The 26,950-nt window shown below is 71.6% G+C and carries 24 protein-coding genes, 2 tRNA genes and 2 pseudogenes; 16 read left to right on the forward strand and 12 right to left on the reverse strand.

The features are described from left to right. The 5 genes and pseudogenes from AB0J72_RS00220 to AB0J72_RS00240 all read right to left on the reverse strand — a co-directional run bounded on the left by AB0J72_RS00220 (nt 1) and on the right by AB0J72_RS00240 (nt 3,302). On the reverse strand, nt 1-780 hold the full coding sequence (locus AB0J72_RS00220; RefSeq protein WP_363392665.1) for a carboxymuconolactone decarboxylase family protein: 780 nt from the start codon (nt 778-780) through the stop codon (nt 1-3). A 13-nt stretch (nt 781-793) separates the two neighbouring features. Continuing rightward, complete coding sequence (locus AB0J72_RS00225) at nt 794-1,183, reverse strand: DUF2255 family protein (RefSeq protein ID WP_363392668.1); 390 nt, start codon at nt 1,181-1,183, stop codon at nt 794-796. Further along, nucleotides 1,180-1,956 (reverse strand): zinc-binding dehydrogenase, encoded by a 777-nt coding sequence (locus AB0J72_RS00230; protein WP_363392671.1) that lies wholly within the window; start codon nt 1,954-1,956, stop codon nt 1,180-1,182. The genes AB0J72_RS00225 and AB0J72_RS00230 overlap by 4 nt, the downstream gene beginning before the upstream one ends. A 14-nt stretch (nt 1,957-1,970) precedes the next feature. Further along, nucleotides 1,971-2,213, reverse strand: a pseudogene (locus AB0J72_RS00235) (alcohol dehydrogenase catalytic domain-containing protein); the annotation flags it as partial. A gap of 207 nt (nt 2,214-2,420) precedes the next feature. Continuing rightward, nucleotides 2,421-3,302 carry a helix-turn-helix transcriptional regulator gene (locus AB0J72_RS00240; RefSeq protein ID WP_363392674.1) on the reverse strand — a complete coding sequence of 294 codons (882 nt, stop codon included), beginning with the start codon at nt 3,300-3,302 and terminating at the stop codon, nt 2,421-2,423. 179 nt (nt 3,303-3,481) lie between these two features. Here AB0J72_RS00240 and AB0J72_RS00245 point away from each other — a divergent pair, with 179 nt between their 5' ends. The 4 genes and pseudogenes from AB0J72_RS00245 to AB0J72_RS00260 all read left to right on the forward strand — a co-directional run bounded on the left by AB0J72_RS00245 (nt 3,482) and on the right by AB0J72_RS00260 (nt 6,552). Beyond that, on the forward strand, nt 3,482-3,865 hold the full coding sequence (locus AB0J72_RS00245; RefSeq protein ID WP_363392677.1) for a nuclear transport factor 2 family protein: 384 nt from the start codon (nt 3,482-3,484) through the stop codon (nt 3,863-3,865). Between the two features lie 69 nt (nt 3,866-3,934). Then, nucleotides 3,935-4,201 (forward strand): annotated as a pseudogene (locus tag AB0J72_RS00250) (HNH endonuclease); the annotation flags it as partial. Between the two features lie 113 nt (nt 4,202-4,314). After that, nucleotides 4,315-4,878 (forward strand): hypothetical protein, encoded by a 564-nt coding sequence (locus tag AB0J72_RS00255; protein ID WP_363393974.1) that lies wholly within the window; start codon nt 4,315-4,317, stop codon nt 4,876-4,878. A gap of 108 nt (nt 4,879-4,986) precedes the next feature. Further along, nucleotides 4,987-6,552, forward strand: coding sequence for a tyrosine-type recombinase/integrase (locus tag AB0J72_RS00260; RefSeq protein WP_363392679.1), 1,566 nt, complete (start codon nt 4,987-4,989; stop codon nt 6,550-6,552). Here AB0J72_RS00260 and AB0J72_RS00265 read toward each other — a convergent pair. Beyond that, nucleotides 6,526-6,598 (reverse strand) — tRNA-Arg (locus AB0J72_RS00265). The genes AB0J72_RS00260 and AB0J72_RS00265 overlap by 27 nt on opposite strands. Nucleotides 6,599-6,642: 44 nt before the next feature. Beyond that, nucleotides 6,643-6,733: transfer RNA gene (locus AB0J72_RS00270), tRNA-Ser, on the reverse strand. A gap of 632 nt (nt 6,734-7,365) precedes the next feature. On the opposite strand from AB0J72_RS00270, the gene AB0J72_RS00275 reads away from it, so the two are divergent. Continuing rightward, nucleotides 7,366-8,574 carry a hypothetical protein gene (locus AB0J72_RS00275; protein WP_363392682.1) on the forward strand — a complete coding sequence of 403 codons (1,209 nt, stop codon included), beginning with the start codon at nt 7,366-7,368 and terminating at the stop codon, nt 8,572-8,574. Nucleotides 8,575-8,577: 3 nt separating this feature from the next. Here the strand turns inward: AB0J72_RS00275 and AB0J72_RS00280 are convergent, their stop codons facing one another. From AB0J72_RS00280 to AB0J72_RS00290, 3 genes are read right to left on the reverse strand one after another with little or no spacing between them, the layout of a single operon-like run. Beyond that, complete coding sequence (locus AB0J72_RS00280) at nt 8,578-11,643, reverse strand: S8 family peptidase (protein ID WP_363392685.1); 3,066 nt, start codon at nt 11,641-11,643, stop codon at nt 8,578-8,580. Between the two features lie 29 nt (nt 11,644-11,672). Next, complete coding sequence (locus tag AB0J72_RS00285) at nt 11,673-12,410, reverse strand: CPBP family intramembrane glutamic endopeptidase (protein ID WP_363392688.1); 738 nt, start codon at nt 12,408-12,410, stop codon at nt 11,673-11,675. Between the two features lie 57 nt (nt 12,411-12,467). Continuing rightward, nucleotides 12,468-13,580 carry a globin domain-containing protein gene (locus AB0J72_RS00290; protein ID WP_363392691.1) on the reverse strand — a complete coding sequence of 371 codons (1,113 nt, stop codon included), beginning with the start codon at nt 13,578-13,580 and terminating at the stop codon, nt 12,468-12,470. 245 nt (nt 13,581-13,825) lie between these two features. Here AB0J72_RS00290 and AB0J72_RS00295 point away from each other — a divergent pair, with 245 nt between their 5' ends. Beyond that, nucleotides 13,826-14,272 carry a pyridoxamine 5'-phosphate oxidase family protein gene (locus AB0J72_RS00295; RefSeq protein WP_363392694.1) on the forward strand — a complete coding sequence of 149 codons (447 nt, stop codon included), beginning with the start codon at nt 13,826-13,828 and terminating at the stop codon, nt 14,270-14,272. Nucleotides 14,273-14,314: 42 nt separating this feature from the next. On the opposite strand, the gene AB0J72_RS00300 is transcribed toward AB0J72_RS00295, so the two are convergent. Then, nucleotides 14,315-15,868 (reverse strand): peptide deformylase, encoded by a 1,554-nt coding sequence (locus AB0J72_RS00300; protein ID WP_363392697.1) that lies wholly within the window; start codon nt 15,866-15,868, stop codon nt 14,315-14,317. Between the two features lie 358 nt (nt 15,869-16,226). On the opposite strand from AB0J72_RS00300, the gene AB0J72_RS00305 reads away from it, so the two are divergent. From AB0J72_RS00305 to AB0J72_RS00325, 5 genes are all read left to right on the forward strand, one after another. Further along, on the forward strand, nt 16,227-17,018 hold the full coding sequence (locus AB0J72_RS00305) for a hypothetical protein (protein WP_363392700.1): 792 nt from the start codon (nt 16,227-16,229) through the stop codon (nt 17,016-17,018). Nucleotides 17,019-17,112: 94 nt separating this feature from the next. Beyond that, a complete protein-coding gene (locus AB0J72_RS00310; RefSeq protein ID WP_363393911.1) occupies nt 17,113-17,922 on the forward strand; it encodes an MEDS domain-containing protein in 810 nt (269 codons plus the stop codon). 49 nt (nt 17,923-17,971) lie between these two features. Then, nucleotides 17,972-18,898 carry a sensor histidine kinase gene (locus AB0J72_RS00315; protein ID WP_363392703.1) on the forward strand — a complete coding sequence of 309 codons (927 nt, stop codon included), beginning with the start codon at nt 17,972-17,974 and terminating at the stop codon, nt 18,896-18,898. A 35-nt stretch (nt 18,899-18,933) separates the two neighbouring features. Further along, nucleotides 18,934-19,440: an NUDIX hydrolase gene (locus AB0J72_RS00320; RefSeq protein ID WP_363392706.1), complete on the forward strand. Its 507-nt coding sequence runs from the start codon at nt 18,934-18,936 to the stop codon at nt 19,438-19,440. Between the two features lie 140 nt (nt 19,441-19,580). Continuing rightward, nucleotides 19,581-19,766, forward strand: coding sequence for a hypothetical protein (locus AB0J72_RS00325; protein WP_363392709.1), 186 nt, complete (start codon nt 19,581-19,583; stop codon nt 19,764-19,766). A gap of 104 nt (nt 19,767-19,870) precedes the next feature. On the opposite strand, the gene AB0J72_RS00330 is transcribed toward AB0J72_RS00325, so the two are convergent. Next, nucleotides 19,871-21,910 carry a carboxypeptidase-like regulatory domain-containing protein gene (locus AB0J72_RS00330; protein ID WP_363392712.1) on the reverse strand — a complete coding sequence of 680 codons (2,040 nt, stop codon included), beginning with the start codon at nt 21,908-21,910 and terminating at the stop codon, nt 19,871-19,873. A gap of 184 nt (nt 21,911-22,094) precedes the next feature. On the opposite strand from AB0J72_RS00330, the gene AB0J72_RS00335 reads away from it, so the two are divergent. The 5 genes from AB0J72_RS00335 to amcA all read left to right on the forward strand — a co-directional run bounded on the left by AB0J72_RS00335 (nt 22,095) and on the right by amcA (nt 26,837). Next, nucleotides 22,095-22,448, forward strand: a complete 354-nt coding sequence (locus AB0J72_RS00335; protein ID WP_344501211.1) for a sterol carrier family protein — start codon at nt 22,095-22,097, stop codon at nt 22,446-22,448. A 184-nt stretch (nt 22,449-22,632) separates the two neighbouring features. Further along, a complete protein-coding gene (gene purF, locus AB0J72_RS00340) occupies nt 22,633-24,192 on the forward strand; it encodes an amidophosphoribosyltransferase (RefSeq protein WP_344501210.1) in 1,560 nt (519 codons plus the stop codon). A 57-nt stretch (nt 24,193-24,249) separates the two neighbouring features. Beyond that, nucleotides 24,250-25,404, forward strand: a complete 1,155-nt coding sequence (gene purM, locus AB0J72_RS00345) for a phosphoribosylformylglycinamidine cyclo-ligase (RefSeq protein ID WP_360566655.1) — start codon at nt 24,250-24,252, stop codon at nt 25,402-25,404. Between the two features lie 160 nt (nt 25,405-25,564). Beyond that, nucleotides 25,565-26,656 (forward strand): cyclophane-forming radical SAM peptide maturase AmcB, encoded by a 1,092-nt coding sequence (gene amcB / locus AB0J72_RS00350; protein ID WP_363393913.1) that lies wholly within the window; start codon nt 25,565-25,567, stop codon nt 26,654-26,656. Beyond that, nucleotides 26,640-26,837, forward strand: a complete 198-nt coding sequence (amcA, locus tag AB0J72_RS00355; protein ID WP_354889862.1) for a multiple cyclophane-containing RiPP AmcA — start codon at nt 26,640-26,642, stop codon at nt 26,835-26,837. The genes amcB and amcA overlap by 17 nt, the downstream gene beginning before the upstream one ends. Nucleotides 26,838-26,950: the final 113 nt, after the last annotated feature.

The following is a 26,950-nucleotide window of genomic DNA, read 5'->3' on the forward strand; positions in this document are numbered from 1 at the left end:
CTACTCCTTGTCCGAGTCGTTGCCGGCGGCCGGCATGACCTCGTCGATGAGGCGGATCGCGTTGAGCGTGCGCGGGTAGCCGATGAACGGCAGCAGCTGCGTCGCCGCAGACAACAGGGTCTGGCGGTCGTTGCCGACGTTGCGGTTCGCGGCGACGTGGCCCTTGACCTGGGGTTCGCAGCCGCCCATCGCGATGAGCATCGCGAACGTGAGCAGCTCCCGGGTCCGCAGGTCGAGGCCGCGGCGGGTGTAGTGGTCGCCGAAGCAGTTGCCGGACAGGTACCGCTGGATGTGCGCGGTGTCGTCCGGTGCCGCGGCGTACATGGCGTCGACTGCGTCCGCGCCGACGATCTCCTTCTGGGTCGCGAGGCCGCGTTCCATGCGTGTCTCGGGTGTGGTGGTCGACTGCCCTTCCAAGGGCAGCTCGACGCCGCGGGCGGTCAGGATCTCGTTGGTGGCGTGCAGGAAGTCGAAGACCTTGCCCATGCCCGCGTACGGCACGGCCTGGTACACGATCTCCTTGACCTCGACTGGCGTCACGCCCACGGTGAGGGCGGCGCCGAGCATGACCCGGTACTCGCTGATCCCCTGCATCCCGATGAGCGCGGCAAGCTGGACCATGAGCCGGGTGCGGGTGTCGAGCGTGCCGTAATGCAGGACCTCGTCGAAGGCGAAGTTGTCGAAGTACTCGATCAGCTCCGGGTCGGTGACCGAAAGGGTCGACACGTGCCCTGGGAACAGTTCGTCGTGGTGCTGGCGGGCCTGTTCGTTGGGTGCCACAGCGCAGTGCCTTTCACGAGGCCGGGACGAGCCGGACGGTGACCGGGACGGCCTTGTCGCCGACGACGGAGCCGACGATCGCCGGGCCGTACCGGTCGTACTTGGCGTGGTAGGCCGCATCGATACCGGCATGCACATCCGGTGCGGCGTCGGCGAAGGTCACGTCCCGCTCGACCCCGCCGGCGCGGATGCGGCCGGTGCCGGCGGCCATGGCGCGGCGGTACCACGGATTGTCGGGGCCGTAGGCGGAGCGGACGTAGAGCTCGTCGCCGGCACGGACGACCCACATGGTCACGTACAGGCGGAGGCTGCCGTCGCCGCGGCGGGAGGCCAGCTGCAACTCCTCGGCCCGCCCAACCCGGCGCAGCTCGTCATCGGTCCAGGTCGTTGCTGGTTTGGTCATGGCTGGATCAGCACCTTCAGCGCGCTGCGGTCGGCCATCGCCCGGTAGCCGCCGGGCACCTGGTCGAGGGCGACGGTCTGGTCGAAGACCTGGCCCGGCTGGACGCGGCCCTCAAGCACGTCGGGCAGGAGCTCGTCGATGTAGGCGCGGGCGGGCGCGACCCCGCCGGTAAGGGTGATGTTGCGGAAGAACACCCCGAAGTCGGCGGGCACGTCCGGGTACTGCGGCGCGCCGACCCGGCTCACCGTGCCACCGTTGCGGACCACGGCGAACGCGGTCTCGATCGCCGGCTTGAGCCCGACGCACTCCAGCACGGTGTGGGTGCCGTCGCCGCCGGTCAGCTCCCGGACCCGCTCGATGCCCTCCGCGTCGCGCTCGGCGACCACGTCGGTCGCGCCGAACTCGCGGCCGAGGTCGGTGCGGTCCTTGTGCCGGCCCATCAGGATGATCCGCTCCGCGCCGAGCCGCTTCGCCGCTAGCACGGCCGAAAGCCCGACGGCGCCATCACCGATCACGGTGACCGTGGTGCGCGGGCTGACGCCGGCGGTGACGGCGCAGTGGTGGCCGGTGGGGAACACGTCGGACAACGCGAGCAGCGACGGCAGCAGCGCGGAGTCCTCGGCGACGGGCAGCTTGACGAGGGTGCCCTGCGCCTGCGGTACCCGCACGGCCTCGCCCTGCCCGCCGTCGACGCCGTCCCGGGCCCACATCCCGCCGTGCCGGCACGACGTCTGCAGCCCTTCCGGCAGAAGTCGCAGGTGTTGTCCGCCCACACGAACGGCGCCACGACCAAATCCCCCGCCTTGAGCCCGGTGACGTCCCGGCCGGTCTCCTCAACGACGCCGAGGAACTCGTGGCCGATCCTGTCCCCGTGCCGGGTGGCCTCGCGGGATCCGTACGGCCACAGGTCGCTGCCGCAGATGCAGGAGCGCACCACGCGCACGATCGCGTCGGTCGGGTCGCGCAGGACGGGATCGGGAACATCCTCGATCCGGACGTCGCCGGCACCGTAGATGAGTGTTGCACGCATGGTTGTTTCCTCCGAAATGTCCGTTCAGTAGGTTGCGCGGGCCCGCGGGCTGACGCCGCGTCGGTGTTGCTTCCGGTCGGGCCCGGGCGCAGGGGCCGGTCCGTCTTCGTGACCGCTACCCCTGTGCTGTCCATCCAAGCTGCGGTGCGGTCGATGTGGCAGTGGCTGCTGTTCCAGGTACTGCCAGAACCCCTCAGGTCGGCGTGCTCATTCGGCCGGGCGGGCGGCGGGCCGCTCGTGCGGCGCCGCGGTCCAACTGGCGAGGAGGTCGAGGGCGTCCTGGGAGGCGGAGCCTGGTTCGGCGGTGTAGGCGTTGAGCCGCAGCCCGACGTCGGTGATCAGGTCCAGGGACTCGTAGGCCAGGGTGAGGTCACCGACCTCCGGGTGGTGCAGGTGTTTGACGCCGGAGCGGTGCAGGCGGACGTTGTGCGCCGCCCACCAGGTGCGGAACACATCGCTGCGGGTCGACAGCTCACCGATCAAGTCAGTCAGCGCCCGGTCGTATGGATCGCGGCCGGCCTCCGCGCGCAGCAGCGCCACGGTGTCCCCGGCGAGGTTCTCCCAGTCGTGGTAGAACGCCTGGCTGGCCGGGTGCAGGAAGATGAACCGGGCGATGTTCGGCGTGGCGGCCGCGGTGTCGAACAACGGTGCGAACACGGCCCGGCCGAGCGGGTTGGCGCCAAGGACGTCGAGGCGGCCGTTGCGCACATACGCGGGGGCCATCGTCATCGCATCCAGCAGGCGCTGCACCACCGGGCGCAGCTGCGACGTCGGCCGGCGCCGGCCCCGGGCGGTCGCCGCGGTGGTGTTCGCGGCGCGGGCCAGGTCGAACAGGTGCGCCCGCTCGGCGTCGTCGAGCTGCAGCGCCCGGGTCAGGGCTTCCAGGACGCCGTCCGAGACGCCGGAGAGGTTGCCGCGCTCGAGGCGGGTGTAGTAGTCGACGCTCACCCCGGCCAGCAGCGCGACCTCTTCCCGCCGCAGCCCTGAGACGCGGCGGTGCCCGCCATAGTTCGGCAGGCCCGCCTGCTCAGGGGTGACCTTGGCCCGGCGGGTGGTGAGGAAGTCACGGATCTCGGCTCGGCTGTCCACGGCTTCGACGCTACGACCGCCGGGGCCGGAGTGGGAGGTTCTGTCATTACCCCGAACAGCAGATACTCCCTGACCAGCAGCGAACAGGGTTTGCTGGACGAGACGCCACCTGGCGATCGGGTCGCCCTCGACCGGCAGTACCGAGGCCGCCGCGAGCGCTACGGGCGAAAGGACGCTCCATGGACACACCACCGCGTGACCGCGTTGAGGATGACGTCATCCGGGCCTACCGCGCCCAGCTCGACGCGATGGCCGGCGGTGACACCGATGCGCTGGACGTGCTGCTCGATGCTGGCTTCACGCTCACCCACATCACCGGATACCGGCAGCCCAAGGCCGAATGGCTGACCCAGATGCGGGCCGGGCAGTTCGTCTACCACGGGATCGAGGAACGCAGCATCGAGGTTGCCGTCGCCGGCAACAACGCCCGCCTCGTCGGGCGCATCGTGACCGACGCGACCGTCTACGGCACCCGCGCACAGTGGCCGCTGCAACTGGTTCTGGACTACGCCCGGACCGGTGAGAGCTGGATCGCACTGCGTTCCATCGCAACCACCTGGTAACGATCGTTCCAGCACGCCGCCCGGGTCGCGAACCACCCCGGTTGACCGGCACCCGTCGCGGTCGCGACGATGCAGATCGTGGAGAAGCGGCTGCGGTGGTTCGACGACGGCTCACCGCTGCTGCGCGCGACCGCCGACCGGCTCGGGTTCGGCACCGCCCTGCCCGCTGGCGAGGACTGGTACGCCTGCCCGCTGTGCCTGGTCGCCTACCCCCGAGCCGCCGTCGCCGCCGGGGTCCTCACCGAGGAGCACGTCCCGCCATACGCGCTCGGCGGTCGCGGCCTGCTGCTGACCTGCGCCGCATGCAACAACACCGCCGGTACCACCCTCGACGCGCACGCCGTGCGCCGCCGGCACCTCGAAGACTTCTTCATCCGCGGCACGGCGACCGGCCGCACCCTGCCGGTCACCGTCCGCGCCGCCGGTATCCCGCTGCGCGGCACCGCCCGATGGACCGACGACGGCAGCCTGCAGATCTTCGGCGTGCCCCAGCAGAACACCCCGACCAGCAAGCCGCACACCTGCACACCCTCGACGACTACGTCGACCGGGCCGAACCCAAACCCGACCTCACCATCACCATCCACACCCGGCAGTACAACGCCAACCGCGACCAGCTCTCCTGGTTCCGCGCCGCCTACCTCGCCGCGTTCGCCGCACTCGGCTGGCGCTACATCCTGCGCCCCGTCATGGATCCCTACCGCATCCAGTTCCGCGAACCCGACACCGCCACCGTGCCCGTCCGAGTCCTGCGCGACCGCACCGCAGCCCCCGACCAGCGCCGCATCCTGCTCGTCGAGCAACCTGACGACCTCCGATCGGTCGCCGTCACCTTCGGCCAACGCCTCATCCTGCTGCCCGGCATCGACCAGCCCCAGACCAGCCACCAGCTCCACGATGCGGTCACCGCACGCAGCACCGACGGCGACCCACGAGCCGACCTGCAAGGCAAAGAGGTGCCCTGGCCCCGCTGGCCCACCTACCTGTTGGACCACCACCCACCCACCCGGTGACGCCGAGCACCTCGAACCGGACCGGTGTCGCCCGGTCGAGTGACCGCCTACGCGCACGCGCCTCTCCATGCTGTCCGCAGACGACAACCGGGCGAAAGGTAGGCGGTCATGCGGTCCGACAGCGGCGTGATCTTCAAACGGTGCGGCTGCCGCGACACCCACCGGCGACGACTCGAGCAACGCTGCCCCCGGCTCACCGAACGCGGCCACGGCACCTGGTACTTCCACTGCTCCGCCACCAACCTCCTCGGTCGCCGGGAACGCGCCCGCCGCGGCGGTTACCCGTCCCAGACCGCCGCCCGCCGAGCCCGGGACGAGTTCCTCGCCGGCACCGCGGCGGACCGCACCGCGCAGGGCTGGACGGTCGAGCGGTGGCTGCGGCACTGGCTCGACTCCCGAACCAGCATCCGGCCCACGACCCGGTTCCACTACACCCGCGACGTCGACACCGTCCTGATCCCCTACCTCGTCCGGTACCGGCTCGCGGACCTCGACGCCCAAGTGCTGCGGACCGTGTTCGCTGCGATCGCCGACACCCGCAACACCAAGGGCCGCCCGCAGTCCGTGTCGGCCATGCACCACCTGCGCACCACCTTGCGCGCCGCGCTCAACCTCGCGGTCAAGGAGGGCGTGCTGGACTGCAACCCGGCCCGGCACATCGAGATCAAGGGCTACCAGCAGCCGCACGCCAAGGTGTGGACCGAGGCCCGCGTCGAATCATGGGAGCTGACCGGCGCACACCCGGCGGTGGCGGTGTGGACCGCCGACCAGCTCGCCGAGTTCCTCGGCAGCGTCAACGACGACCCGCTGTTCGCCTTCTACTGGCTGGCCGGCCTGCGCGGCCTACGCCGCGGCGAACTGTGCGGGCTGCGGTGGAGCGACATCGACCGCGCTGTGCTGACCATCGAACGCAACCGCACCACCGCCGGCTACCAGGTCGTCGAAGGCGACCCGAAAACACCGGCCGGACGCCGGGCGGTCGCCCTTGACCGGCGCAGCGTGCAGATCCTGCGCGTCCACCGCCGCTACCAGCAGGACCGGCGGGCGGAGGCCGCCGCGAACGGCACGTCCTGGACCGACTCCGGCTACGTCTTCACCCGGCCTGATGGGCTGCCGATCAACCCGAACTACGCCACCACGCGGTTCCGGCTCCTCGTCCGCCGGGCCGGGCTGCCACCGGTCCGGCTGCACGACCTGCGGCACGGCGCCGCATCCCTCGCCCACGAGGCCGGCGCCGACCTGAAGACTTTGCAGGACCTGCTCGGGCACTCCAGCATCGTCGTCACCGCCGACACCTACACCAGCGTCCTGCCGCAAATTCAGCGCCGGTGCGCCGACGCCACCGCCCAGCTGGTACTCAACGCCGCCCGCCGCACCCGCAAAAAGATCAAGACCAAGGCCCGCAAGAACCGGTCCGACCGGCCCACCACGGGAGCTCCGGCCCCGGCCAAACCGAAAACAGGTGCTCCCGCCTCGACCAAGCGAAAGCCGGCCGGAAAGGCACAGGTCACACGCCGGTCCAGCCGTGAAACCACCGTCCCCCAGGCGGCACCCACGTCGCACCCATGCGACACCCACCGTCCACAGGAGACGGAAACGACGAAGGGCCCGAACCGCATCGCTGCAGCTCAGGCCCTGTCGATCAAGCGCGCCCGAAGGGACTCGAACCCCTAACCTTCTGATCCGTAGTCAGATGCTCTATCCGTTGAGCTACGGGCGCTTGGTGCCTGCCTAGTGTACACACCAGGTTTTACCGGTTTTGCGCGGAGGCTCCGGGATTCGAACCCGGGATGGGCTTTAAGACCCAAACCGCATTAGCAGTGCGGCGCCATAGACCGAACTAGGCGAAGCCTCCAACAACCCCTGTCGCCAGGAGCCGCCGTCCGAGGATACAGGGCCGATGAAGGACCGGGCAAAGAGGGTGACCCTCCGGCGCGTCGGACCGGGCCGCGTGGTTTGCGTCACATCGTCCACTGGTGGACGTTTGCCTGGTCGCACGGCGGGTGCCATCGGCGTCGGCGCATTACGCTCTTGCGAATGGAAGAGGATCCGAAGTCCACCGAGCCTCCGACTTCCAACGAGCCACCCCACCGCCCACGGGTTCTCGGCGACACCTCCCTGCGGTTCGAGCCGCCGCCGCAGGAGTCCGCCCCGGAGACCGCGCCGCCGGCGGCTTCCCCGCGTCCGGCGACCACGCCGTTCGGTGCTCCGCCGCCGCCCGTCGTGGAGGCGCCGCGACAGGCGGCACCGCAGCCCCGCGTGGCGCGACCGGCGGCGAAGCCGGTGACCCCGTTCGCCCCGCCACCGGTGGCCGGACCTGCGCCGCAGCCGAGGCCGGCGGCCGCTGTTCCGCCGGTCGCTGAGCCCGCGAAGCAGCCGAGGCAGGCAGCCGCTCCCGCGCCGGTCGCGGAACCCGCCAAGCAGCCGAGACCGGCGGCCGCTCCCCCGCCGGTCAAGCAGGCGAGCCCTCCCGCGCAGCCGCCGCCGGTGACGAAGGCCACACCGGCGAAGGCCGCGCCGGTGAAGGCCAGCGCCAAGAAGGCGGCGCCCGCGAAGGTCGCGGCGAAGACGGTGCCTGCGGCGCGGACGTCCGAGCAGCCGGTGCCCGCCACCGAGCCCACCCAGGTGACGCCCCCGGAGGCGGCGGCCCCGGCGAAGAAGGCGGCCAAGAAGGCCGTGGCCAAGAAGGCGCCGGTGAAGAAGGCAGCACCCAAGGCGGAGGTCGAGCCCAAGGCGGAGGTCGAGCCGGCACCGGGGGCCACGCCCGCGAAGAAGGCACCCGTCAAGAAAGCCCCCGTCAAGAAGGCGGCGGTGAAAGCGACCTCGACCCAAGAGGTCCTCTTCCCGGCACCCAAAGCACCCGAGGCGCCCGCAGCACCCGAGCCACCCGAGGCGCCCGAGCCGGCAGCCGAGGCGCCCAAGGCACCTGAGGCACCCGAGGCACCCAAGCCGGCGCCGGTGGTGGACGAGGCGCCGCTCGTCGAAGGGCGGGTGGAGGTGGTCGAGGCCGATCCGACCGACCTCGGGGTCCCGCAGATGGAGCAGGAGACCGTGCTGGAGGCGGAGCCGGCCGGGCGGGGGATCAATCCCGCGTACCTGCCGGAGCTGCTCGCCCTCGCCGCGGTCGCGCGGCTCGGGGAGGCGGCGCGGGAGCGGGCCGCCTGGTACGCGGCGAACTACCCCGGCGTCGACGGTGACGCGATCGGGCGGGCGGTGACGCGGGAGTTCGTGCGGCGGGCCAGGAGGCTGGGGATCGTGGCGGGGGCGGCCGGGTCGCTGGGGCTGGTGGTCGAGGCGGCCGGCGTCAACTGGCTGCACGCCAAGCTCGTCCTGCACCTGGCCGCCGCGCACGGGCACGATCCGCTGGACCGGGCGCGGGCGGCCGAGCTGCTCGTCCTGCAGCGGGTGTACGCGGAGGTCGCCACCGCCGAGGCCGCCATCATGGCCGCGGAGCAGGCGCAACGGTCGCGGCGGGCCGGGCCCGGGGTGGGGGTCTCCAGGCTGGCGGGCCCGCTCGGCCGGACGCTCGGCGGCGGGCTGCTGCAGGCCGCCGGGGTCAGGATCGCCCGGCGCGCGGTGCCCGGGATCGGGCCGGTGATCGGGGCGGTCGCCGCGGTCAGGTCGACCGAGGCGATCGCCATGCGCGCCACCCGCTACTACCGGCGCAAGCCGATCCCAACCCCCGACGGGCGGTAGGGGTCACCGCGGGGCGACCCGCAGCGACGGCACCACAGCAGACGGCGGCCGAACAGGCCCGGAAACCGAAGCGGACGGCGACGGCCGGACGGGCCTGGAACCCGAAGCGGACGGCGACGGCCGGGCGGGCCTGGAAACCGACGGCGACACGGAAGGCGACACGGAAGGCGCCGGAGCGGGCGGCAAGGCGTCCGGGCCGACCGCGATCGTGGTCCAGGCCCGGGCCGCGGCACCGTCGCCGAACTCGACCATGCCCAGGTAGCGCTTCGCGGGGTCGAGGTCGTGCCAGGCGGCGGTGAAGGTCACCGGCCGGCCGGGCTGGACCGCGGCGACCGGCGGCGTGACCGTGAGGTTGCCGGCGGGGTCGCCGCCGACGAGGAACGTGTGCGCCACGACCGGCCGGCTGTCGGCGTCGGGCGGCGCGGCGAAGCGCACGACGTACACCTCGAACACCCCCATGGACGTGAGCGGGATCTCCTCGTCGGCGGTGGTGCCGTCGCTGCGGTCCACGAGCTGCCCGTCCTGGTAGAGGTAGAGGTCGACGTCGGTGCCCGGGACGTGGTCGGCGGCGAACGTGGCCAGGCGGCCGAACTCGGCGCCGGGCGGCACGGTGACGGTGAACTTGAAGACGGCCGGGCCGGTGGCGGGCGCCGTGGGCACGAAGGCGGCCGTGCTGCCGGCGAGGTTCTGCTGGTGGACGGCCGACGGGGTGAGGCCGAAGAGCTTGGTGGTGACGTTGCCGCTGTACCCGGCGGTGAGCTCGATCGCGGCGGTGCCGGCGGCGCCGGAGCCGGCGACCTCGCCCGGGCCGGTGAGCGCGACGGGCCGGGCGCCGATGGGGCTGCGCACGGTGTGGCCGCGCAGGTCGGTCCAGGTGAGGGAGCCGAAGGTCCAGACGCGGTACGCGGCGTCGGTGCGCCGGATGGTGACCTTGAAGGTGGCGGACTCGCCGGGTGCGACGGTCAGGGTGCTCGGCGTGACGGTGACGGCGAGGCCCTGGGGCGTGGTGACGGAGGCGACGTAGACGCTCGGCTGGGTGGAGACGTTGGTGACGGTGCGGGCGACGGTCTGCGTCCCGGGCAGCGAGGCAACCGCGATCGACGGGTAGTTGAGGTCGCTGGGGTCGGCGGTGCCGACGGTGGGGCACCAGTCGCTGACGAGCTGCAACTGGCCGATGGCGCACCCGTAGCGGGCCCAGTCCTGCGGGCCCGACTCGTAGACCAGGCCGGGGTCGAAGGCCTGCGAGGGGCGGACGTGGCCGGAGCCGTAGTCGAGCGGGCTCGCGATCTTCCCGGCCCGCTGGATCATGCCGTCGGTGTTGTCGTGGACGCCGGCGGTGGTCATGAGCGCCGACTGGACGGCCGACGGCGACCAGCCCGGGTGCTCGGCGCGGATCAGGGCGGCGATGCCGGCGATGTGCGGGCTGGACATCGAGGTGCCGGACTCGCCGTCGAACAGGTTGCCGTGGTGGCCGGCCGGGGACACGCCGGCGACGATGTCGACGCCCGGGGCGGTGATGTCGGGCTTGATCAGGTCGCCGCCGCCGGCGAGGGCCGGGCCGGCGGAGGAGAAGGCGGCCATGGCGGGCGCCCGCGGCACCACCGCCGACACGGCCGAGAGGGAGGCGGTCGGGTTCGGGGTCGCCAGGTACGCCTTGATCGCCGCCCCGGCGACGTGGTCGACGTGCACGGTGGGGATGACGTGGTAGTCGGCGTTGAGCGAGTTCTCGCTCGGGTTGTAGAGGACCATGCCGACCCCGCCGGCGTCGCGGACGGCGATGCTCTTGTCGGTGCGCGGGTTGACGCCCCGCTTGCAGAGCACGATCTTGCCCTTGACCAGCGCCGGGTCGAGGGTACCGGGGTAGCAGAGCTCGACCTTCTCCGCGTCGGCGGTCTTGAGGCCGGCCTTCACGGAGTCGACGAGCGGCGCGGACGGCACCGCGGGGCCCTGGCCGGCGCCGGTGTACGTCTTGCCGTTGCCGAGGGTGACGGACTTGTCGGCGCCGCGGTCGTGGTTGCTGGCGGCGACGGTGGTGACCCAGGGCGCGTTGTGCGCGACCGTGGACTCGTCGGGGCCGCTGTTGCCGGCGGACGTGGCGACGAAGACGCCGGCCGCGGCCGCGTTGTAGAAGGCGAGCTCGACCGGGTCGACGATGAGCGACTCGGAGCCGGAGACGGAGTAGTTGATGACGTCGACGCCGTCGCTGACCGCGTCGTCGACCGCGTCGAGCAGGTCCACGGTGCCGCCGGAGCCCTCGCCGTCGGACTGCCGCCACAGCGCCTTGTAGACGGCGATGCGGGCGGCGGGCGCCATGCCGGAGATGGTGCCGACGGGGTCGCCGTTGATGGTGGCGGGGACGTCGGGCAGGCCGGCGGCGGTGGTCGCGGTGTGGGTGCCGTGGCCGTCGTAGTCGCGCGGGGAGTGGAACTCCGACTCCCAGCCGCCGAAGCCGCCGCCGTCGTAGAAGCGGGCGCCGATGACCTTGTTGTTGCAGGTGATCCGCTGCTGGGCGGTGCCGGTGCCCTCGTCGCACTTGTCGGTGCCGCCCTTGGCCCACTTCTTGTCGATGACGGCCTGGTCGGGGCGGGGCTCGGGGAGCGGGGCGAGGCTGGGGCTCTCCGGCCAGAAGCCCGTGTCGATGACGCCGATGATCATGCCCTCGCCGGCGCGGGACGGGTCGCCGAAGTGCTTGGCCCACGCCCCGGCCGGGCCGTCCAGGCCGAGGAAGCCGGTGGTGGAGACCGTGTCGACGGTGCGCCGCTCGTTGGGCCAGACGTGGCGCACGCCGGGGGTCCGCTCCACGCGGGCCTTCTGCTCGGGGGTGAGCGCGGCGGCGAAACCGTTGAAGGCCGACTCGTACACCGTGACCGTCCTGCGGATCCCGGCGCGGCGCAGGACGTCCGCGCGGCCGGCCCGGATCGCGCCGCGGGCGCTCTCCTGGCGCCCGGCCGGGTCGCCCTCCAGCTGCACGATGTAGAGCGCCGAGCTCGCCGCCTTGCCGGAGACCGCCACCGGCAGCGCGAAGACGGATGACGCGACGAGGGTGATGACGAGAAGGATTCGGCCCACACAAGTCAGACTAAGTGTGGCAATTTGCCCTATCTCAGGAACGCCAAATGATCCTTGAGCAGGGCGTACCCCACGAACGACACGATGTCGAGGATCGTGTGCGCCACGATGAGCGGCATGACCCGGTTCGTCCGCCGGTAGAACCAGCCGAAGACCAGCCCCATGACGAAGTTGCCGATGAACCCGCCGAAGCCCTGGTAGAGGTGGTACGACCCGCGGATCGCCGCGCTGGTCACGATCGCCACCCAGGGGTTCCACCCCAGGTCCCGCAGGCGGGTCAGCAGGTAGGCGATCATGACGATCTCTTCGAGGACGCCGTTCTGCAGGGCGGCCAGGATCAGCACCGGCACCGACCACCAGTGCGTGCCGAGCGCCTCGGGCACGATCTGCGCGCTGATCCCCAGCTCCCGCGCCGCCCACACGAGGGCGAGACCCGGCAGGCCGATCAGGGCGGCGAGGCCCACGCCGTAGCCGAGGTCGGAGCCCGGCCGCACGCCGAGGCGCCAGTCCTCGTGGTCGCGGCGCAGCAGGTACACCGCGAGCAGCGGCGCGACGAAGCCCAGACCCGTGTAGACCAGCTGGTATGCCAGGTCGAGCCAGGGGCGGTCCGGGGTGATCGACGGGTTGAGCGTCGCGGTCTGCTCCGAGAGCGGCTTCACGTAGGTGAGCCGGTCGATGATCGCCAGGATCGAGAGGATCGCGGACCGGCCGAGCGACACGCCGAGCAGCAGGATCACCTCGACGCGGACGGCACGCTTGTCGATCACGCGCGAAACTCTAGTTCGGCAGGGGCGCCGCCCGCACGAACGGCGCCCCTCCCGGTGTTACGAGTCCCCGAAGGCGTCGTATTTGATCCGAATTGCGGGGACCTGCATCTCCGCGAGAGTGCGCAGGGTCGAACGCACCATCTGCGGCGAGCCGGAGACGAAGAAGTCATGGTCGTTCCACGGGCCGTAGCGGGCGACCACGTCGGAGATCTTGCCGTGCTCGCCGGGGAACTCGGGGTCGTCGGTGGTCGCGGCCACCACCGACAGCCACGGGTAGCGGGCGGCGAGCCGGTTGAGGCAGGCCAGGTCGTACAGGTCGTCGCGGTTGCGGGCGCCGAAGAACACGTGCACCCAGCGGGTCCGGTTGGCCCGGGTCATCTCCTCGATCAGCGCCTTGATCGGGGCGAAGCCGGTGCCGCCGGCGACGCAGACGATGTCGCGGGTCGAGCGGCGGTCCATGACCATCGAGCCCATCGGCGCCCCGAGCCGGATCATGTCGCCCGGCTGGACCTTCCGGACCAGCGCGGAGGACACCCAGCCGGCGCCGACGGCCCGGACGTGGAAGTCGATGGAGCCGTCCTTGCGCGGCGCGTTCGCCGCGGAGTACACGCGCCACAGCCGCGGCTGATATCTGCATTCGACGCTGATGTACTGGCCGGCGCGGTACTCCAGCGGCTGGAGCGGACGGCACGTGATGACGGCGATGTCCTGGTTGCGCCGCTCGTGGTAGAGGACCTCGGCGTGCCAGTAGGGCGGGTTCGTGGAGTCGGCCTCGGCACCGGCGATCATCTTCTCGGCGATCACCGCGTAGGCGTCCCGCCAGGCCTGGTCGAACTCGTAGGTCCACTGTTCACCGGCGAAGGTGCGCAGGCCCTCCATCAGCGCCTCGCGGATGACGTCGTAGTGCTCGGGCTGCACGTGGAACTTGCGGTGGTCGCGCCCGAGCGAGCGCAGGTACTCGTCGAACGTGTCGGGGTCGTCGACGGTCTGCACGGCGGTCACGATCGCGCCGAGGAGCCTGGAGCGCTGCACATCCATCTGGACCGGGAAGAGGTCCCTCAGCTGCGGTTGGTTCAGGAACATACGCGCGTAGAAGTAGCTGGCGAGCTTGTCCTGCTGCTCCTCGACGAGGCTCCAACTCTCCTTCAGTAAACGCGACAGATCGCTCATCGGTGCCCTTCGCGGTCAAACGTAGGTGCCGTAGGACAGCCAGCGTCGCCACCAGGGAAGAACACGCATCGCACTGAGTGTGCGACGTCCCGTGTTCACCGCTTCTTTTCCACTCGACGCGCCGGGACGGGGCGCTGGACAGTACGGCCGTTCGGCTCAATCGCACTGACTGTCCGGCCACCGCACACCACCGGTGATTGGCTGGTGACAGAGCCAGCCGCCCATGGAGGTGCACCGTGCCGACCGTGTCCGATCTTTCGCGCGACGTGTCCAATGAGCTCGACGACCGGATGCAGCTCTTCATCCGCCGTCAGGAGATGCTGTTCGTGGCGACGGGCGAGCCGGAGGACGGCCACGACTGCACGTTCGTCACCGGCGGCGCCGGCTTCGTGCGGGTCCTGTCGGGGGACCGGCTCGCGTGGCCCGAGTTCGGCGACGCGGGACTGTCGGAGGCGATCACCGACATCGAGCGCGACCCGCGGGTCAGCCTGCTCTTCGTCGACTTCGCCCGCGGCGCGATCGGGCTGCACGTCAACGGCAAGGCGAAGGTGCTGGACGACGACGCGATGCGGCGCGCGTACCGCTCGCTCAACCTGGATCCCGCGCTGGACCTGGTCGCCGACCGCCGACCGGCCCGCTGGATCACGGTCTTCGTCGAGTCGGCCTACATCTCCGCCGCTGGCGAGCTGTAGCGTCCCGCCCTTCCGGACACCCGGCTTTCCGGGCGTCCGGGTTCAGGCGTAATGCCAGGGCTTGCCCGTCTGGCGGTACTCCGTCGTCGGCACGAGCGGCGCGTCGTCCTCCATCCGGTCCACGTAGAGCCGCCCGTCCAGGTGGTCGATCTCGTGCGCCACCAGGCGGGCCAGCGCCCGCTCGTACACCGTCGTCACCGTCGAACCGTCGAGCAGCTCGCTCTCCACGGTGATCCGCAGCGGCCGCCGCACCAGCCCGCGCACGTCGAAGAACGACAGGCAGCCCTCGAACTGCTCGTCGGCGTCGGCCGACTCCGCCACGATCTTCGGGTTGATCAGCACGATCTGCTCCGCGTCAGGGTCGGCCGCGCGGATCACCGCCACCGCCAGCCCCGAGCCGAGCTGTGGGGCGGCGAGCCCCACGCCCTTCACGAAGGGGTGCAGCGCCTCGATCCGGTCCAGCGCCGTGGCCAGCTGCTCGATGACGTCCTCGGCCCGCGCCGACTCACCGGGCAGGTCCAGCCGCCGCACCGGCCGGTCGAGGCCGGCGTCGCCGCGTTGGATCACACCGGCCGCGCGCATGGCGTCACTCGAGGCCGGCTGCACGAAAGGGGGCTCCTCCCAGTCGTCCGGCTGCTCGACCGCCCCCTCCGGCCGGGTGCCCCGGAAGCGCCATTCCAGCCGGTAGCGGTCGTGCAGGGTCGCCTGCTCGGTGTGCCACGAGAAGACCGCCCGCCCGTCGACGGACAGCTCCTGCGTGATGGGGGTGCGCAGCGGCACCTCCTCCGCCGACAGCGACGTCTGCACGCCCCAGACGACCGGCCGCATCCGCGCCGGGAACTCGACCTCGATGGTGAGCTGCCGGGTGGGCAGGCGGACGGTGCGCTGGAACCAGTGGCCCCACTTCTCGACGCTGATGTGCCACGAGTACGCGATGGTGGTCCGCTGCCCCGGGTACAGGGGGAAGCGGCCCTGCGCGTTCTCGAACAGCAGCCACGCCTCCTTGAGCGCGTCCCGGTCGGTCTTGGACCGCCAGTCCATGGGCTCGCCGGCGCACGACGCGACCATCGCCAGCTCGTCCCACAACATGGGGTGGTCACGGTGATGGCGGTTGGAGCGCGCCGGGTCGTCCGGGTAGCGGTCCACGGAGATCCGCACCAGGTAGCGCGTGACCGGCTCGGTGCCGGCGTTGTACAGCGCACGGCGGACCGTGCACCGATATTTGCCGTCGACGTAGGACAGCCGGGCGGTCTCCCGCTCGACGACCAGTCCCGTGCCGGGCGGCAGCCACTGGTCGGGCACCGGCGGGTCGCGGCCGGGCAGGCCGACCCGGCTGCGGGCGGTCGCGCGCAGCTCGTCGTACTCCTTGTAGCGCTGCCAGATGGCGCCGCCGCTCTGCAGGATCGCCTCGGCGCGCCGGGCGAAGTCCTCGGTCGGGCGGTGGCGGCGGGCCTCGACGTGGCTCACGTAGGAGGCGTCGAACCCCATGGCGGCGGCCAGCTGCTTCTTGGACATGCCGCGGTCGATGCGCCACCGCGCGAACTCCGCGACGAACGCCTCTGACGCCCGCTGCACGGGAGAGTCGCTCGAAGTCATGTCCGTCCCAGCCTCGCAGGGAGACGGCCCCTGCCCGATTCAGTGTCCTCGGGGTCGGCGGCCGAACAGGTCAAGCGGACAATTTGCCGACAAAAGGGTTGACAACGCCACCCCATCGGCGTTGATCAACGCATCGGCATCAGCAGTCAGTCTGTGCAAAGTTACACAAAGTGACATCGGATAGCGGACAATGTTGGAGTGGTTAGGCTTACCTAATCGAGGTATCGTGTGCGCTTGGCATGCACGTCTGGGGGTATCCGACGGTGGTGAGCACCGCACACACGCATAGGACGAGCGCCGCGCCGCGGCGTCCTCGCAGTGTGTCCCCCTGCCCGCCCGGCACCAGCGGCGACCCAACGTGACCGCCCTCATCAGCCGGACGGCCGTCGATCCCCTGGCCCCGGTGATCGCCGGGCTGGCGCAGATGGGCCTGCGGCACGGAAAAGAATCACTCCAAGGGCTGTCCACCGGGCTCGTCCCGCCGCACACGCCCGGCTGGCGCGCCGCCGGCGAGCTGCTCACCGCCGAGGGCGTCCGGGAGTGGCTCGGCGCCGCCGCCCGGCGCTGGGACGCGCAGCCGCACGCCGCCGCCGCCCTCGCCTGGAAGTGCTACTCGTACTGGCTGGCCCTGCCGGCTGTGATCGGGTTCACCGGCTCGCGGCGGGTACCGCTGATGACGCCGGACCACGTCCTGGTCCGGTTCTCCGACCGGCAGCCCTTCCTCACTCTCGCGCTGCGCCGCCCCGTCACCGCGGTCCTCGCCACCGACCCCATCGTCGCCACCGACACGCCGGGGCTGCTCATCGTCGACGACGAGGACGAGCTGCTGGGCGTCATGCGGCGCTCGCTCGTCGACGCCCACCTCGACCCGATGCTCGACGAGGTGCGCAAGCAGGCCCGCCTGGGCCGGCGGACGCTGTGGGGCTCGGTCGCCTCCGGGGTCTCCTACGCGATCTCCCGCGGCCACGTCGCGCCCGCGGACGTCCTCCTCGACACCGCCCACCGCGTGCTGGCCGCGCTCGGCGCCGACGACCTCGTCGACCTCAGCGCCCGCGAGCAGGGCGGCCTCGACATCAAGCGGCGCACCTGCTGCCTCGCCTTCACCCTGCCGACCCCGAAGGTCTGCTCGAGCTGCTGCATCCGCGCCTGACATCATTTCCGGCGTCGATGGGTAAGTTGATGTCATCAACGACAGCGTCTCGACCAAACACACCCGGCACGTCCGCCTGGGCGACCACCTCTGTCTGCCGTTCGCGAGCGACCAGGAGCAGCGCGAGGTGGTGTCCGCCTACATCGCCGACGGCCTCGTCCGTGGTGAGCGGGTCCTGTACTACTCGGACCGGACCGCGCCCGGTGCCATCGACGCTTGGCTCGACCCGCGCGGCGTCGACGGGGCCCTCGCGATCGCCCGCGGCCAGCTCGAGGTCCGCCCGGCGGCCGACGACCACTTCGACCCGGGCGTCCTCGTCGACGGCATCCGGGACGCCATCCGGGACGCCCGCGCCGCCGGCTTCCAGGGGCTGCGCCTCACCGGCGAGATGAGCTGGGCCCTGCCCGACACCGTCCGCCTGCACGAGTACGAGTCGGGTGTCGCCTCGACCGTCACCGGCTCCGACGGGGTCGCGGCGGTCTGCCAGTACGACGAGCGCCTCTTCGACAAGGCGGACTTCTCCGGTCTCGTCGCCCGGCACCCCGTGGTGATGACCATCGACCCGCTGCACGACGACCGCCGGCTCCGCATCGTGCCCACGTTCGCGCCCCGCGGCCTGCGCATCATCGGCACCGTCGACGACTCGACCGCCGGGCCGTTCGCGGAGGCGCTCGCCCACACCGCGGGATGGCCCGAGCCGATCGTCGTGATCGACCTCGCCGAGCTGCGCTTCATCGACATCGCCGGCATCCGTGCCCTGGTCCGCGCCGCCGAGGCGCTGCCACCGGACCGGGTCCTCGAGGTGCGCCACCTCGCCCCGACCCTGCGCAACGTGCTGCGCATCGTCGGCTGGGACACCACCCAGGGCCTCACCATCGGGGACGCGGGGGTGCGGGCGTCGTGACGGGCCTGAAGCGCCGCGACCGGCGCCGGAGCACAACGGGGGCGACGTCGTGACCCTGATCCACCAGGCGCTGCTGTTCGACTCGCCCGAGCAGTTCCTCGCGGCGGCCGTGCCGTTCATCGTCGAGGGCGTGCACCGCGGTGACACCGTCCTGGCCGTGACCTCCACCCGCAACACCAGCCTCCTGCACGAGCGGCTCGACGCCGCCGCCGACCGCGTCACCTTCCTCGAGCCGTCCGGCTGGTTCGACTCCCCCGGGCGCACCCTCGACGCCCACCACCGCCGCATCGACGCCCTCGCCGGCGACAGCGCCGTCCTGCGGGTCATCGGCGAGCCGGTCTGGGTCGGCCGCGACGACCTCGAGACGTCGGAATGGGGCCGGTACGAGTCGGTGGTCAACGTCGCGCTCGCCGGCTCCCGCGCCTGGGTCATGTGCGGCTACGACAGCAGCGCCCTCGCCAGCACCATCGTCGACGACGCCCGCCGCACCCACCCGCGGCTCGCGGTCGGCACCGCCAGCGAGATCAGCGCCGACTTCACCGAGCCCGCCTCCTACTACGCCGCCCACAACACGCCGCTCACGCCGTACCCGGCCACCGGCGTCGAATGGATCCCGGTCCACCCCGACCTGGCCCCGGTCCGGCAGTTCGTCGCCGACCACGCCCCGCGCCTCGGCGTCGCGAACGACCGGATCGACGACTACGTGCTCGCCGTCAACGAGATCGCCACCAACGTCCTGCGGCACGGCGGCGGCACGGGCGAGGCCCGCATGTGGGCGACCGACCGCCGGGTCGTCTGCGAGATCACCGACTCCGGCACCGCCACCGGCAACTTCCTGGGCTTCCTGCGCGCCGACCCGCACTCGGAGCGCGGCCACGGGCTGTGGATCGCCCGGCAGATCTGCGACCTGCTGGAGATGCGCACCGGCACCACCGGCACCACCGTCCGCCTCCACATGCGGCGGGCGGTCTTCTGAGGGCGGAGCGGCGCACCCCTGGTTGGATGGACACCGTGACCGCTGCCTTCTTCGCCGCCGAAGGTCCGCCGGAGGCGGAGTTCCGCCCCGGCATCGCCCGCCGGATGGCCCACAAGACGGTCGCCGCCGGCGCCCTGATCAGGGACCCGGCCGGCCGGATCCTCTTCGTCGTGCCCAACTACAAGCCGTACCTCGACCTGCCCGGCGGCATCGTGGAGACCGGCGAGCCGCCGAGCGCCGCCTGCCGCCGCGAGGTCCTCGAGGAGCTCGGCCTCGACCGGCCCACCGGCCGCCTGCTGGTCGTCGACTGGACGCCCGGCCGCGACCCCTGGAGCGACCAGGTCCAGTTCGTCTTCGACGGCGGCGTCCTCGACCCCGCCACTGACCTGCGCCCCGCCGCCGACGAGCTCACCGGCGTCCGGTGGCTCCCGCTGGACGACGCCACCATCCGCGCGTCCCTGCACCGCCGCCTGACACTGGCGTTGACGGCGCTCACCACCGGCGAGCCGATCCACGCCGAGATGGGCCACCGCCACCAGTAGCGTTACTCAACTCCGGGCGCCCCACTCGCCCCCGAACGGGGGAAGCTGACCGGCGCAGGACCGGGACCGTTCGCATGCTGACGACCTCGTGTCCGGCCACGCACACTCTGTTGCGTGACACGGTTCATTGAGGAAGCAGCATGATCGGCCATACGCCCCGCCACCGGGAGCCCGGCCCGACCGTCAAGATGCTGCGCAAGGTGCGCTGGCTCCGGGTGATGCACCCGCGCCTGCCGGCATCGTCGGTGGTCGCCATGGACGCGGGTCTGGACCCCACCTGCGTCTCCCGGCCGTCGGCAGTCGCGCTCCCCACCCACATCACATAACCCGCCGACCGCGGAAGGCCGACTGCGACGGCCCGTCTTCTCCGGTCAGCCGCCGGCACGAAAAACGGCGCCCCTGGTGTCAGAGGCGCCGTTTGCCGGGTGTGTCAGTCGTCGAGCCAGTCCAGCGAGCGGCGGTTGCCGCCGTTGGCGCCACCGCCGCGAGGGGCGCCCTGCGGGTCGCCGTAGCCGCCGCGCTGCTCGTAGTTGTCGTTGCCGGCCCGCGGGGGCTCGGGGACGCGCTCGTAGCCGTCGCGCTCGTAGCCGGCGGCGGGCTCGTAACCGCCGCGCTGCTCGTAGCCGCCGCGGCCGGCGTACGGGCCGTCGTAGTCGGCCTGGCCGTTGTAGCCGTTGCCGGCGCTCGGGCCGTAGCCACCGCCGGCGCTCGGGTAGCCGTCGCCCCCGCCGCCGGGGGCGTAGCCGCCCTGGCCGCTACCGGCCGACGGGCCGTAGCCACCCTGGCCGCCGCCGGGGCCGTAGCCGCCCTGGCCGCCACTCGGGCCGTATCCGCCCTGGTCGCCGCCCTGGCCATAGCCGCCCTGGTCGCCGCCGTACCCGTTGGCGCCGTTGCCGTTGTAGCCGCCGCCGGACGAGGGGCCGTAGCCGTTCTGACCGCCGTCCGCGCCGTAGCCGCCGCCCTGGCCGCCCGCGTAGCCGTTGCCGGCGCTCGGCTCCCAGCGCTGGGTGGAGTCCGCGTACCCGCCGCCACCGCCGCCCGAGGGGCCGTAGCCGGCCTGGTCGTTGTAGCCGTTGCCGCCGCCCGCGCTGTACTCGGGGCTGTAGGGGTCGACCGCCGGGCGGGACGAGGGGCCGTAGCCCGCCGAGGGGGCCTCCTGCCCGTAGCCGGCCTGGTCGTTGTACCCGCCGCCGTTCGCCGCGCCATACCCCGCACCGGCGGCCGCGGCACCGTAGCCGGAGCCCGCCCGCGGCAGGGGCGCGCCGTACGGGTCCGGCGGCACGTCGTAGTCGCTGGCGCGGCCCGGGCGCACGATCGCGGTCGCGTCGTTCGCGGAGCCACGGTTGATCATCGTGGGCGCACCGCCCATCGCGCCGACCATCGTCGGGTCGGCCTGGGCCTGGCGGTAACCGGGGCGCTGGGCCCCGCCTCCGCCGCCGCGCCGCGGGGCCGGCTCCTCCTCGAGGTCCTCTTCGTCGTCGTCACCGCGGCGGCGCAGAAGCAGCACGATCGCGACGATGCCGAAGATGACCAGGAGCGCGCCGAGCGCGATCAGGATGTACGAGGAAAGGCCGCTGCCGCCCTCGCTGGACGTGTTGGTCGTGTTCGCCGCGCCCGGGGCCGCGGCCGACTGCGAGTCGGCGCCGGCGGGCTGGGTCTCCTCCATGGACGGCGGCGCGATCGGGGAAGCGGTCGACCCGATCGGCACCAGGGCGATCCTGTTACCGGTGCTCCCCTTGCCCGCCTGCACGTTGATGTTCTTCGACCCGGCGTCGTACCCGTTCATGGTGACCGAGATCGAGATGCCGCCCGGGGCGATGGGGTTGCTCTCGGTGCCGAGCCAGCGGTAGGCGCCGGCGTCGTTGGTGGTCGTCGAGCGGCTCTTGCCGGCGCCGTCCTCCATGGTGACGGTCGCGCCCTTGAGCGTCTTGCCGGTGGTCGAGTCGTTGACCGTGCCTGAGACCTCGGTCACCGTCTGCGTCGCCGGCGCGGTCGCCGCGGCCGCCTTCAGGGTCACCTTGATCGAGCCGTTCCCGCCGCCCTGGATCTTGAGCTGCCCGTTGACGTCACGCGACTGGCCGGCCGGGATCGAGCTCTGCCCGGGCGGCGTGAAGGAGACGGTGAAGCTCTTCGAGCCCTCCGCCGGCAGATCGCCCGGCGCGACCGTGCACTCGAAGCCCGTCGAGGTGTTCGAGCACCCACCGGGCGTGTTCATCGAGATGCCCTGGTCACCGACCGGGATGTCGACGCTGAACTTGACGTCGTTGTTCGGAGGGGCGTCGCCGGTGTTCCGAACCGTGATCGTCGAGGACCCCGCGCCACCACCGACGGTGATCGTCGCGCTGCTCGCACTGATGTTGAGGTTCGCGGCCGCGAACGCTGGTGCGGCTGTCGTGCCGACTAGAGCGCCCGTCACCAGTACGGCCGCCGCCCCCGAGCGGAGCAGCAAGGCTCGTAGGTGGGTAGTCACGTCCACACCCCTCCGGATCTTGACTTCACCCGAGCGTCTCTGCCGAGCATGTCTGTCGATGGTCCATCATGCGAGCGGGGCTCGCTTTGCATGGTGCGCCGCAGCAAACTATGCCTTGTCCACAGGGGTCGGCGAAAGGCGCAGGGTGTTGCGACCGGCCCACAGGCGGTCGTATCGTCCCGTCATGTCCACTCCGCACCGATATTCCGACACGGTGCAGACCGTCCTTGATGCGATGGATGCCGGACTCGTTCCGGACCGGTTCGCGCTGCGTGACGCTGTGCGCGAGCTTCTGGCTGACCTGCGGTCCCGTGTTCCCGGCCGTTCGGTGGAGGTGCGGGTTCCTCCATACGGTGCGATTCAATGTGTCGAGGGTCCGCGTCACACGAGAGGTACGCCACCCAACGTCGTGGAGACCGATCCTGCCACCTGGCTGGAGATCGCCACGGGTCGGAAATCGTGGCATGAAGCAGTCACCACCGGGAAGATCCGTGCGAGCGGAGTTCGGGCTGATTTATCGGCCTATCTACCCTTGTAACTGCGCAATTCGTCCGGGACACTGGTTACGAACCGCGCGTGAACTGTGGCTGTGCGTCATGCCAAATTCCTCGCGTACACTTTGGGGCGCGAAGGCGACCGAATTGCGGCGCCTATCAGGTCGGATTCCCCTCGACCCACACCGCCGACGAACCCCGACGAACTGCGACGACAGGAGCGGCAACGTGCCCCGAGGCGATGGCCGGTTGAGCCACGAGCTCGACCCCCAGCGTCCAGGTCCTCAGGACAAGTGCGGTGTGTTCGGCGTCTGGGCGCCGGGCGAAGAGGTCGCGAAGATGACCTACTACGGGCTGTATGCGTTGCAGCACCGTGGCCAGGAAGCGGCCGGCATCGCGGTTTCCGACGGCTCAGGCGTGGTGGTGTACAAGGACCTCGGCCTCGTGTCGCAGGTCTTCGACGAGCCGACCCTGGCGAGCCTGCGCGGCCACATCGCGATCGGCCACGCGCGCTATTCGACCACCGGCGGCTCCAACTGGGAGAACGCGCAGCCCACGCTGCGCTCCACCGCCCCCGGCGAGGACCGCGGCGGCACCACGATCGCCCTGGCGCACAACGGCAACCTGGTCAACACGGCCGAGCTGGCCCGCCGCGTCGCCGAGCTCGGCGAGCGCGACCAGATGAACTCGACCAACGACACCGCCCTGGTGACGGCGCTGCTCGCGGCCCGCCCCGACCTGTCGGTGGAGGCCGCGGCGCTGGAGGTGCTGCCGACCCTGCGCGGCGCGTTCAGCTTCGTGTTCATGGACGAGGACACCCTGTATGCGGCCCGCGACGTCAACGGCGTCCGCCCGCTGGTGCTCGGCCGCCTGGAGCGCGGCTGGGTGGTGGCCAGCGAGACCGCCGCGCTGGACATCGTCGGCGCCAGCATCGTGCGCGAGATCGAGCCCGGCGAGCTGATCGCCATCGACGAGCACGGCCTGCGCTCCACCCGCTTCGGCACCCCCGACCCCAAGGGCTGCCTGTTCGAGTACGTCTACCTGGCCCGCCCCGACACCACGATCGTCGGGCGCAACGTGCACGCCGCGCGCGTGGCGATCGGCCGCACGCTCGCCAAGGAGCACCCGGTCGAGGCCGACATGGTCATGCCGGTGCCGGAGTCGGGCACCCCGGCCGCGATCGGCTACGCCACGGAGTCCGGCATCCCCTTCGGCCACGGCCTGGTCAAGAACGCCTATGTCGGGCGCACCTTCATCCAGCCGTCCCAGACGATCCGCCAGCTGGGCATCCGGCTCAAGCTCAACCCGCTGCGCGACAACGTGCGGGGCAAGCGCCTCGTCGTCGTCGACGACTCTGTCGTGCGCGGCAACACTCAACGTGCGATCGTGCGTATGCTGCGAGAAGCTGGCGCAGTCGAAGTGCACGTCCGCATCTCGTCGCCGCCGGTCAAGTGGCCATGCTTCTACGGCATCGACTTCGCCACCCGGGCGGAGCTGCTCGCCAACGGGCTCGACCTGGAGGGGATCCGCCGGTCGATCGGCGCGGACTCGCTCGGCTACGTGTCGCTGCCCGGCCTGATCGCGGCGACCGAGCAGCCGGCCAACCGGCTGTGCAGCGCGTGCTTCGACGGGCAGTACCCGATCGAGCTGCCGGCCGACAACGTGATCGGCAAGCACGTCCTGGAAGGTGTGGCGCGCGCTGCGGGGGCCGCTTCCACCACGACCGACGGTGGCGCGGTCAGCGTCGCCGCCAGTCCGGGCGGCTCGGGCGCACTGCTGCGCCCGTGACCCGCCCACCCGTAGCACCATGCGGTGGCCGCCGCCAAGGCAATCAAAGGGGAGAAAGTGACGCACGTGGATGAGCGCGCCGAGAAGGCCGGTGAGACCGGCCAGGGCAGCACCCCCGAGCGGCAGTTGTGGACCGCCGGTAACGGCAGGGGCCGCAGGCGCACCGTGACGTACGCCGACGCGGGCGTGTCGATCCACGCCGGCGAGAAGGCCGTCGAGCTGCTCCGCACCAAGGTGCACCGCACGCACCGGCCCGAGGTCATGGGTGACATCGGCGGGTTCGCGGGCCTGTTCCGGCTCGACCTCAAGAAGTACAAGAGCCCGATCCTCGCCTCGTCCACCGACGGCGTCGGCACGAAGCTCGCCATCGCCCAGGCCATGGGCATCCACGACACGGTCGGCATCGACCTCGTCGCGATGGTCGTCGACGACCTGGTGGCCTGCGGCGCCGAGCCGCTGTTCCTGCTCGACTACATCGCCTGCGGCGAGGTCGTGCCGGACCGGGTCGCCGAGATCGGCGCCGGTATCGCCGACGGCTGCCGCTACGCGGGCTGCGCCCTGCTCGGCGGCGAGACGGCCGAGCACCCCGGCGTGATGCGCCCGGACGAGTACGACATCTCCGGCACCGGCGTCGGCGTCGTCGAGGAGGACAAGATCCTCGGCCGCGACCGGGTCGAGGTCGGTGACGTCGTCATCGCCCTGCGCTCCTCGGGCCTGCACTCCAACGGCTACTCGCTGGTCCGGCACGTGCTGCTCGGCGCGGGTCGCATGCGCCTGGACAGCGTCATCGACGAGTTCGGCTCGCAGCGCACCCTCGGTGAGGAGCTGCTCACGCCGACCCGGATCTACGCGAAGGACTGCCTCGACCTCATCACCGAGAGCGACGTCCACGCGTATGCCCACGTCACCGGCGGCGGCATCCCGGGCAACCTGGTCCGCGTCCTGCCGGAGAACGTGGACGCCGTCGTCGACCGCGCGACCTGGCGGCCGCAGCCCATCTTCGACCTCGTGCGCACCAAGGGGCGCATCGAGGACATGGAGATGGAGAGCACGTTCAACATGGGCATCGGCATGCTGACCGTCGTCTCCGCCGAGGACGCGGACCGCACCCTGGCGTTCCTCGCCGGTCGCGGCCTGGACGCCTGGCAGGTCGGCGAGGTCATCGAGGGCACCGGCCAGGTGCAGATGGTCGGCTCGCACACGCGAGGCTGACCGTCCCCCTGGGGGATGCCGGAAGCTGTCGGAATAGGCGGGATTGGGGAAGTCTCGCCTATTCCGATCTCCAGGTCTTACCGCGGAGGGGCAAGAGACCTAGGCTGAAGCGACACGTCCCTACACCCAAAAGGAGGACGGGGCGGTGTCGTGGAGCGGCATGCGCGGCATCTCGCCGGTGCCAGGCTACGTCGTGATGCAGCCCACGACGTTGTGCAACCTTGACTGCACGTACTGCTACCTGCCGTTCCGGTCCCGCAACGACCGGATGAGCCCCGCCGTCGCGGGCGCGGTCGCCGCGTCGGTCAACGGGTGGGCCGCGGACAACGACCGCTTCTCCGTGGTGTGGCACGGCGGCGAGCCGCTGACCGCCGGGCGGGCCGCGCTCGCCGAGCTGATGGCCCCGTTCGAGGGCGTCGAGCACCACGTGCAGACGAACGCGACGCTCATCGACGACGACTGGTGCGAGTTCTTCACCGAGCACCAGATGCACGTCAGCGTCAGCGTCGACGGGCCACCCGAGCTCAACGACCAGCGGGTCGACCGGGCGGGCTCCCCCTCGTACAGCCGGATCCAGCGCGGCATCGAGACGCTGCGGCGGCACGGGATCCCCTTCTCGGCGCTCTGCGTCGTCAGCACGCCCGGGCCGGGCCTCGCCACCCGGCTCTACGACTACTTCCTCGGCCTCGGCTGCGACGTCCTCGGGATCAACATCGAGGAGCAGGAGGGCGTCAACGCCCGCGCGAACGACCACGGCGCCGCCGCGGTCCGCGGCTTCTGGGCCGAGCTCGTCGGGGCGTGGCGGCGCGATCCGCGCATCCACGTGCGGGAGATCGAGTGGACGCTGCGCTACGCGGGCGCGGTCCTGGCCGGCGGCGCCGACGGCGTCCTGCCCGCCGCGCTCGACCCGATCCCGACGATCGCCGCCGACGGGCGCGTCTTCCTGCTCTCACCCGAGCTGGCGGGCTTCACGGACGCGCGGTACGGCGACTTCTCCTCCGGCAGCGTCCTGCGGACCCCGCTGGCCGAGATCCTGGCCGACGCGGCCGGCTCGGCCGGGTGGGTGCCGGAGTACCTGCGCGGCGTCGAGGCGTGCCGCTCGACGTGCGCGTACTTCGGCTTCTGCGGCGGTGCCCACGCGGCGAACCGCTACTTCGAGCACGGCAGGTTCGACAGCACCGAGACGAATCACTGCCGCAACAGCAAGATTTGCCTTCTGGAGGGAGTGCTGGACCATGCCGGAGCACGCTGACCCGGTCACCGAGCGCGTCCACGGAGCCGCTGACGGCCTTCGTGTGCTGCTCGACGAGGCCGCCGTGGCAAGGGCCGCCCGCTCGGAGGCGAGTGGTCAGGACGGCGCGAGCGCCGTCTGCGCCTGGAACCACTTCGAGAACATCCCGACCTTCTACAACTGGAACAACCGTCCCCGTTGAGGGCTGGTCCAGCAGCGTCAGGCTATGACCAGACACCCACGCGGTGTGCCGTCGAGAGAACGGCCACCGCGCGGGTGTCTCGGACATGACGCGGGCACGTGGGGTCGCCACGT

Origin of the sequence: Dactylosporangium sp. NPDC049742 (assembly GCF_040674675.1) — a bacterium.
Taxonomy (GTDB): domain Bacteria; phylum Actinomycetota; class Actinomycetes; order Mycobacteriales; family Micromonosporaceae; genus Dactylosporangium; species Dactylosporangium maewongense.

Excerpts from the sequence above, each read along its gene's own strand:
- AB0J72_RS00290 (WP_363392691.1), bottom strand. The coding sequence starts at position 13,580 with ATGAGCGATCTGTCGCGTTTACTGAAGGAGAGTTGGAGCCTCGTCGAG.
- amcB (WP_363393913.1), top strand. The coding sequence starts at position 25,565 with ATGCGCGGCATCTCGCCGGTGCCAGGCTACGTCGTGATGCAGCCCACG.
- AB0J72_RS00255 (WP_363393974.1), top strand. The coding sequence starts at position 4,315 with ATGGACCGACGACGGCAGCCTGCAGATCTTCGGCGTGCCCCAGCAGAA.
- AB0J72_RS00335 (WP_344501211.1), top strand. The coding sequence starts at position 22,095 with ATGTCCACTCCGCACCGATATTCCGACACGGTGCAGACCGTCCTTGAT.
- AB0J72_RS00225 (WP_363392668.1), bottom strand. The coding sequence starts at position 1,183 with ATGACCAAACCAGCAACGACCTGGACCGATGACGAGCTGCGCCGGGTT.
- AB0J72_RS00260 (WP_363392679.1), top strand. The coding sequence starts at position 4,987 with ATGCGGTCCGACAGCGGCGTGATCTTCAAACGGTGCGGCTGCCGCGAC.
- AB0J72_RS00245 (WP_363392677.1), top strand. The coding sequence starts at position 3,482 with ATGGACACACCACCGCGTGACCGCGTTGAGGATGACGTCATCCGGGCC.
- AB0J72_RS00325 (WP_363392709.1), top strand. The coding sequence starts at position 19,581 with ATGATCGGCCATACGCCCCGCCACCGGGAGCCCGGCCCGACCGTCAAG.
- amcA (WP_354889862.1), top strand. The coding sequence starts at position 26,640 with ATGCCGGAGCACGCTGACCCGGTCACCGAGCGCGTCCACGGAGCCGCT.
- AB0J72_RS00300 (WP_363392697.1), bottom strand. The coding sequence starts at position 15,868 with ATGACTTCGAGCGACTCTCCCGTGCAGCGGGCGTCAGAGGCGTTCGTC.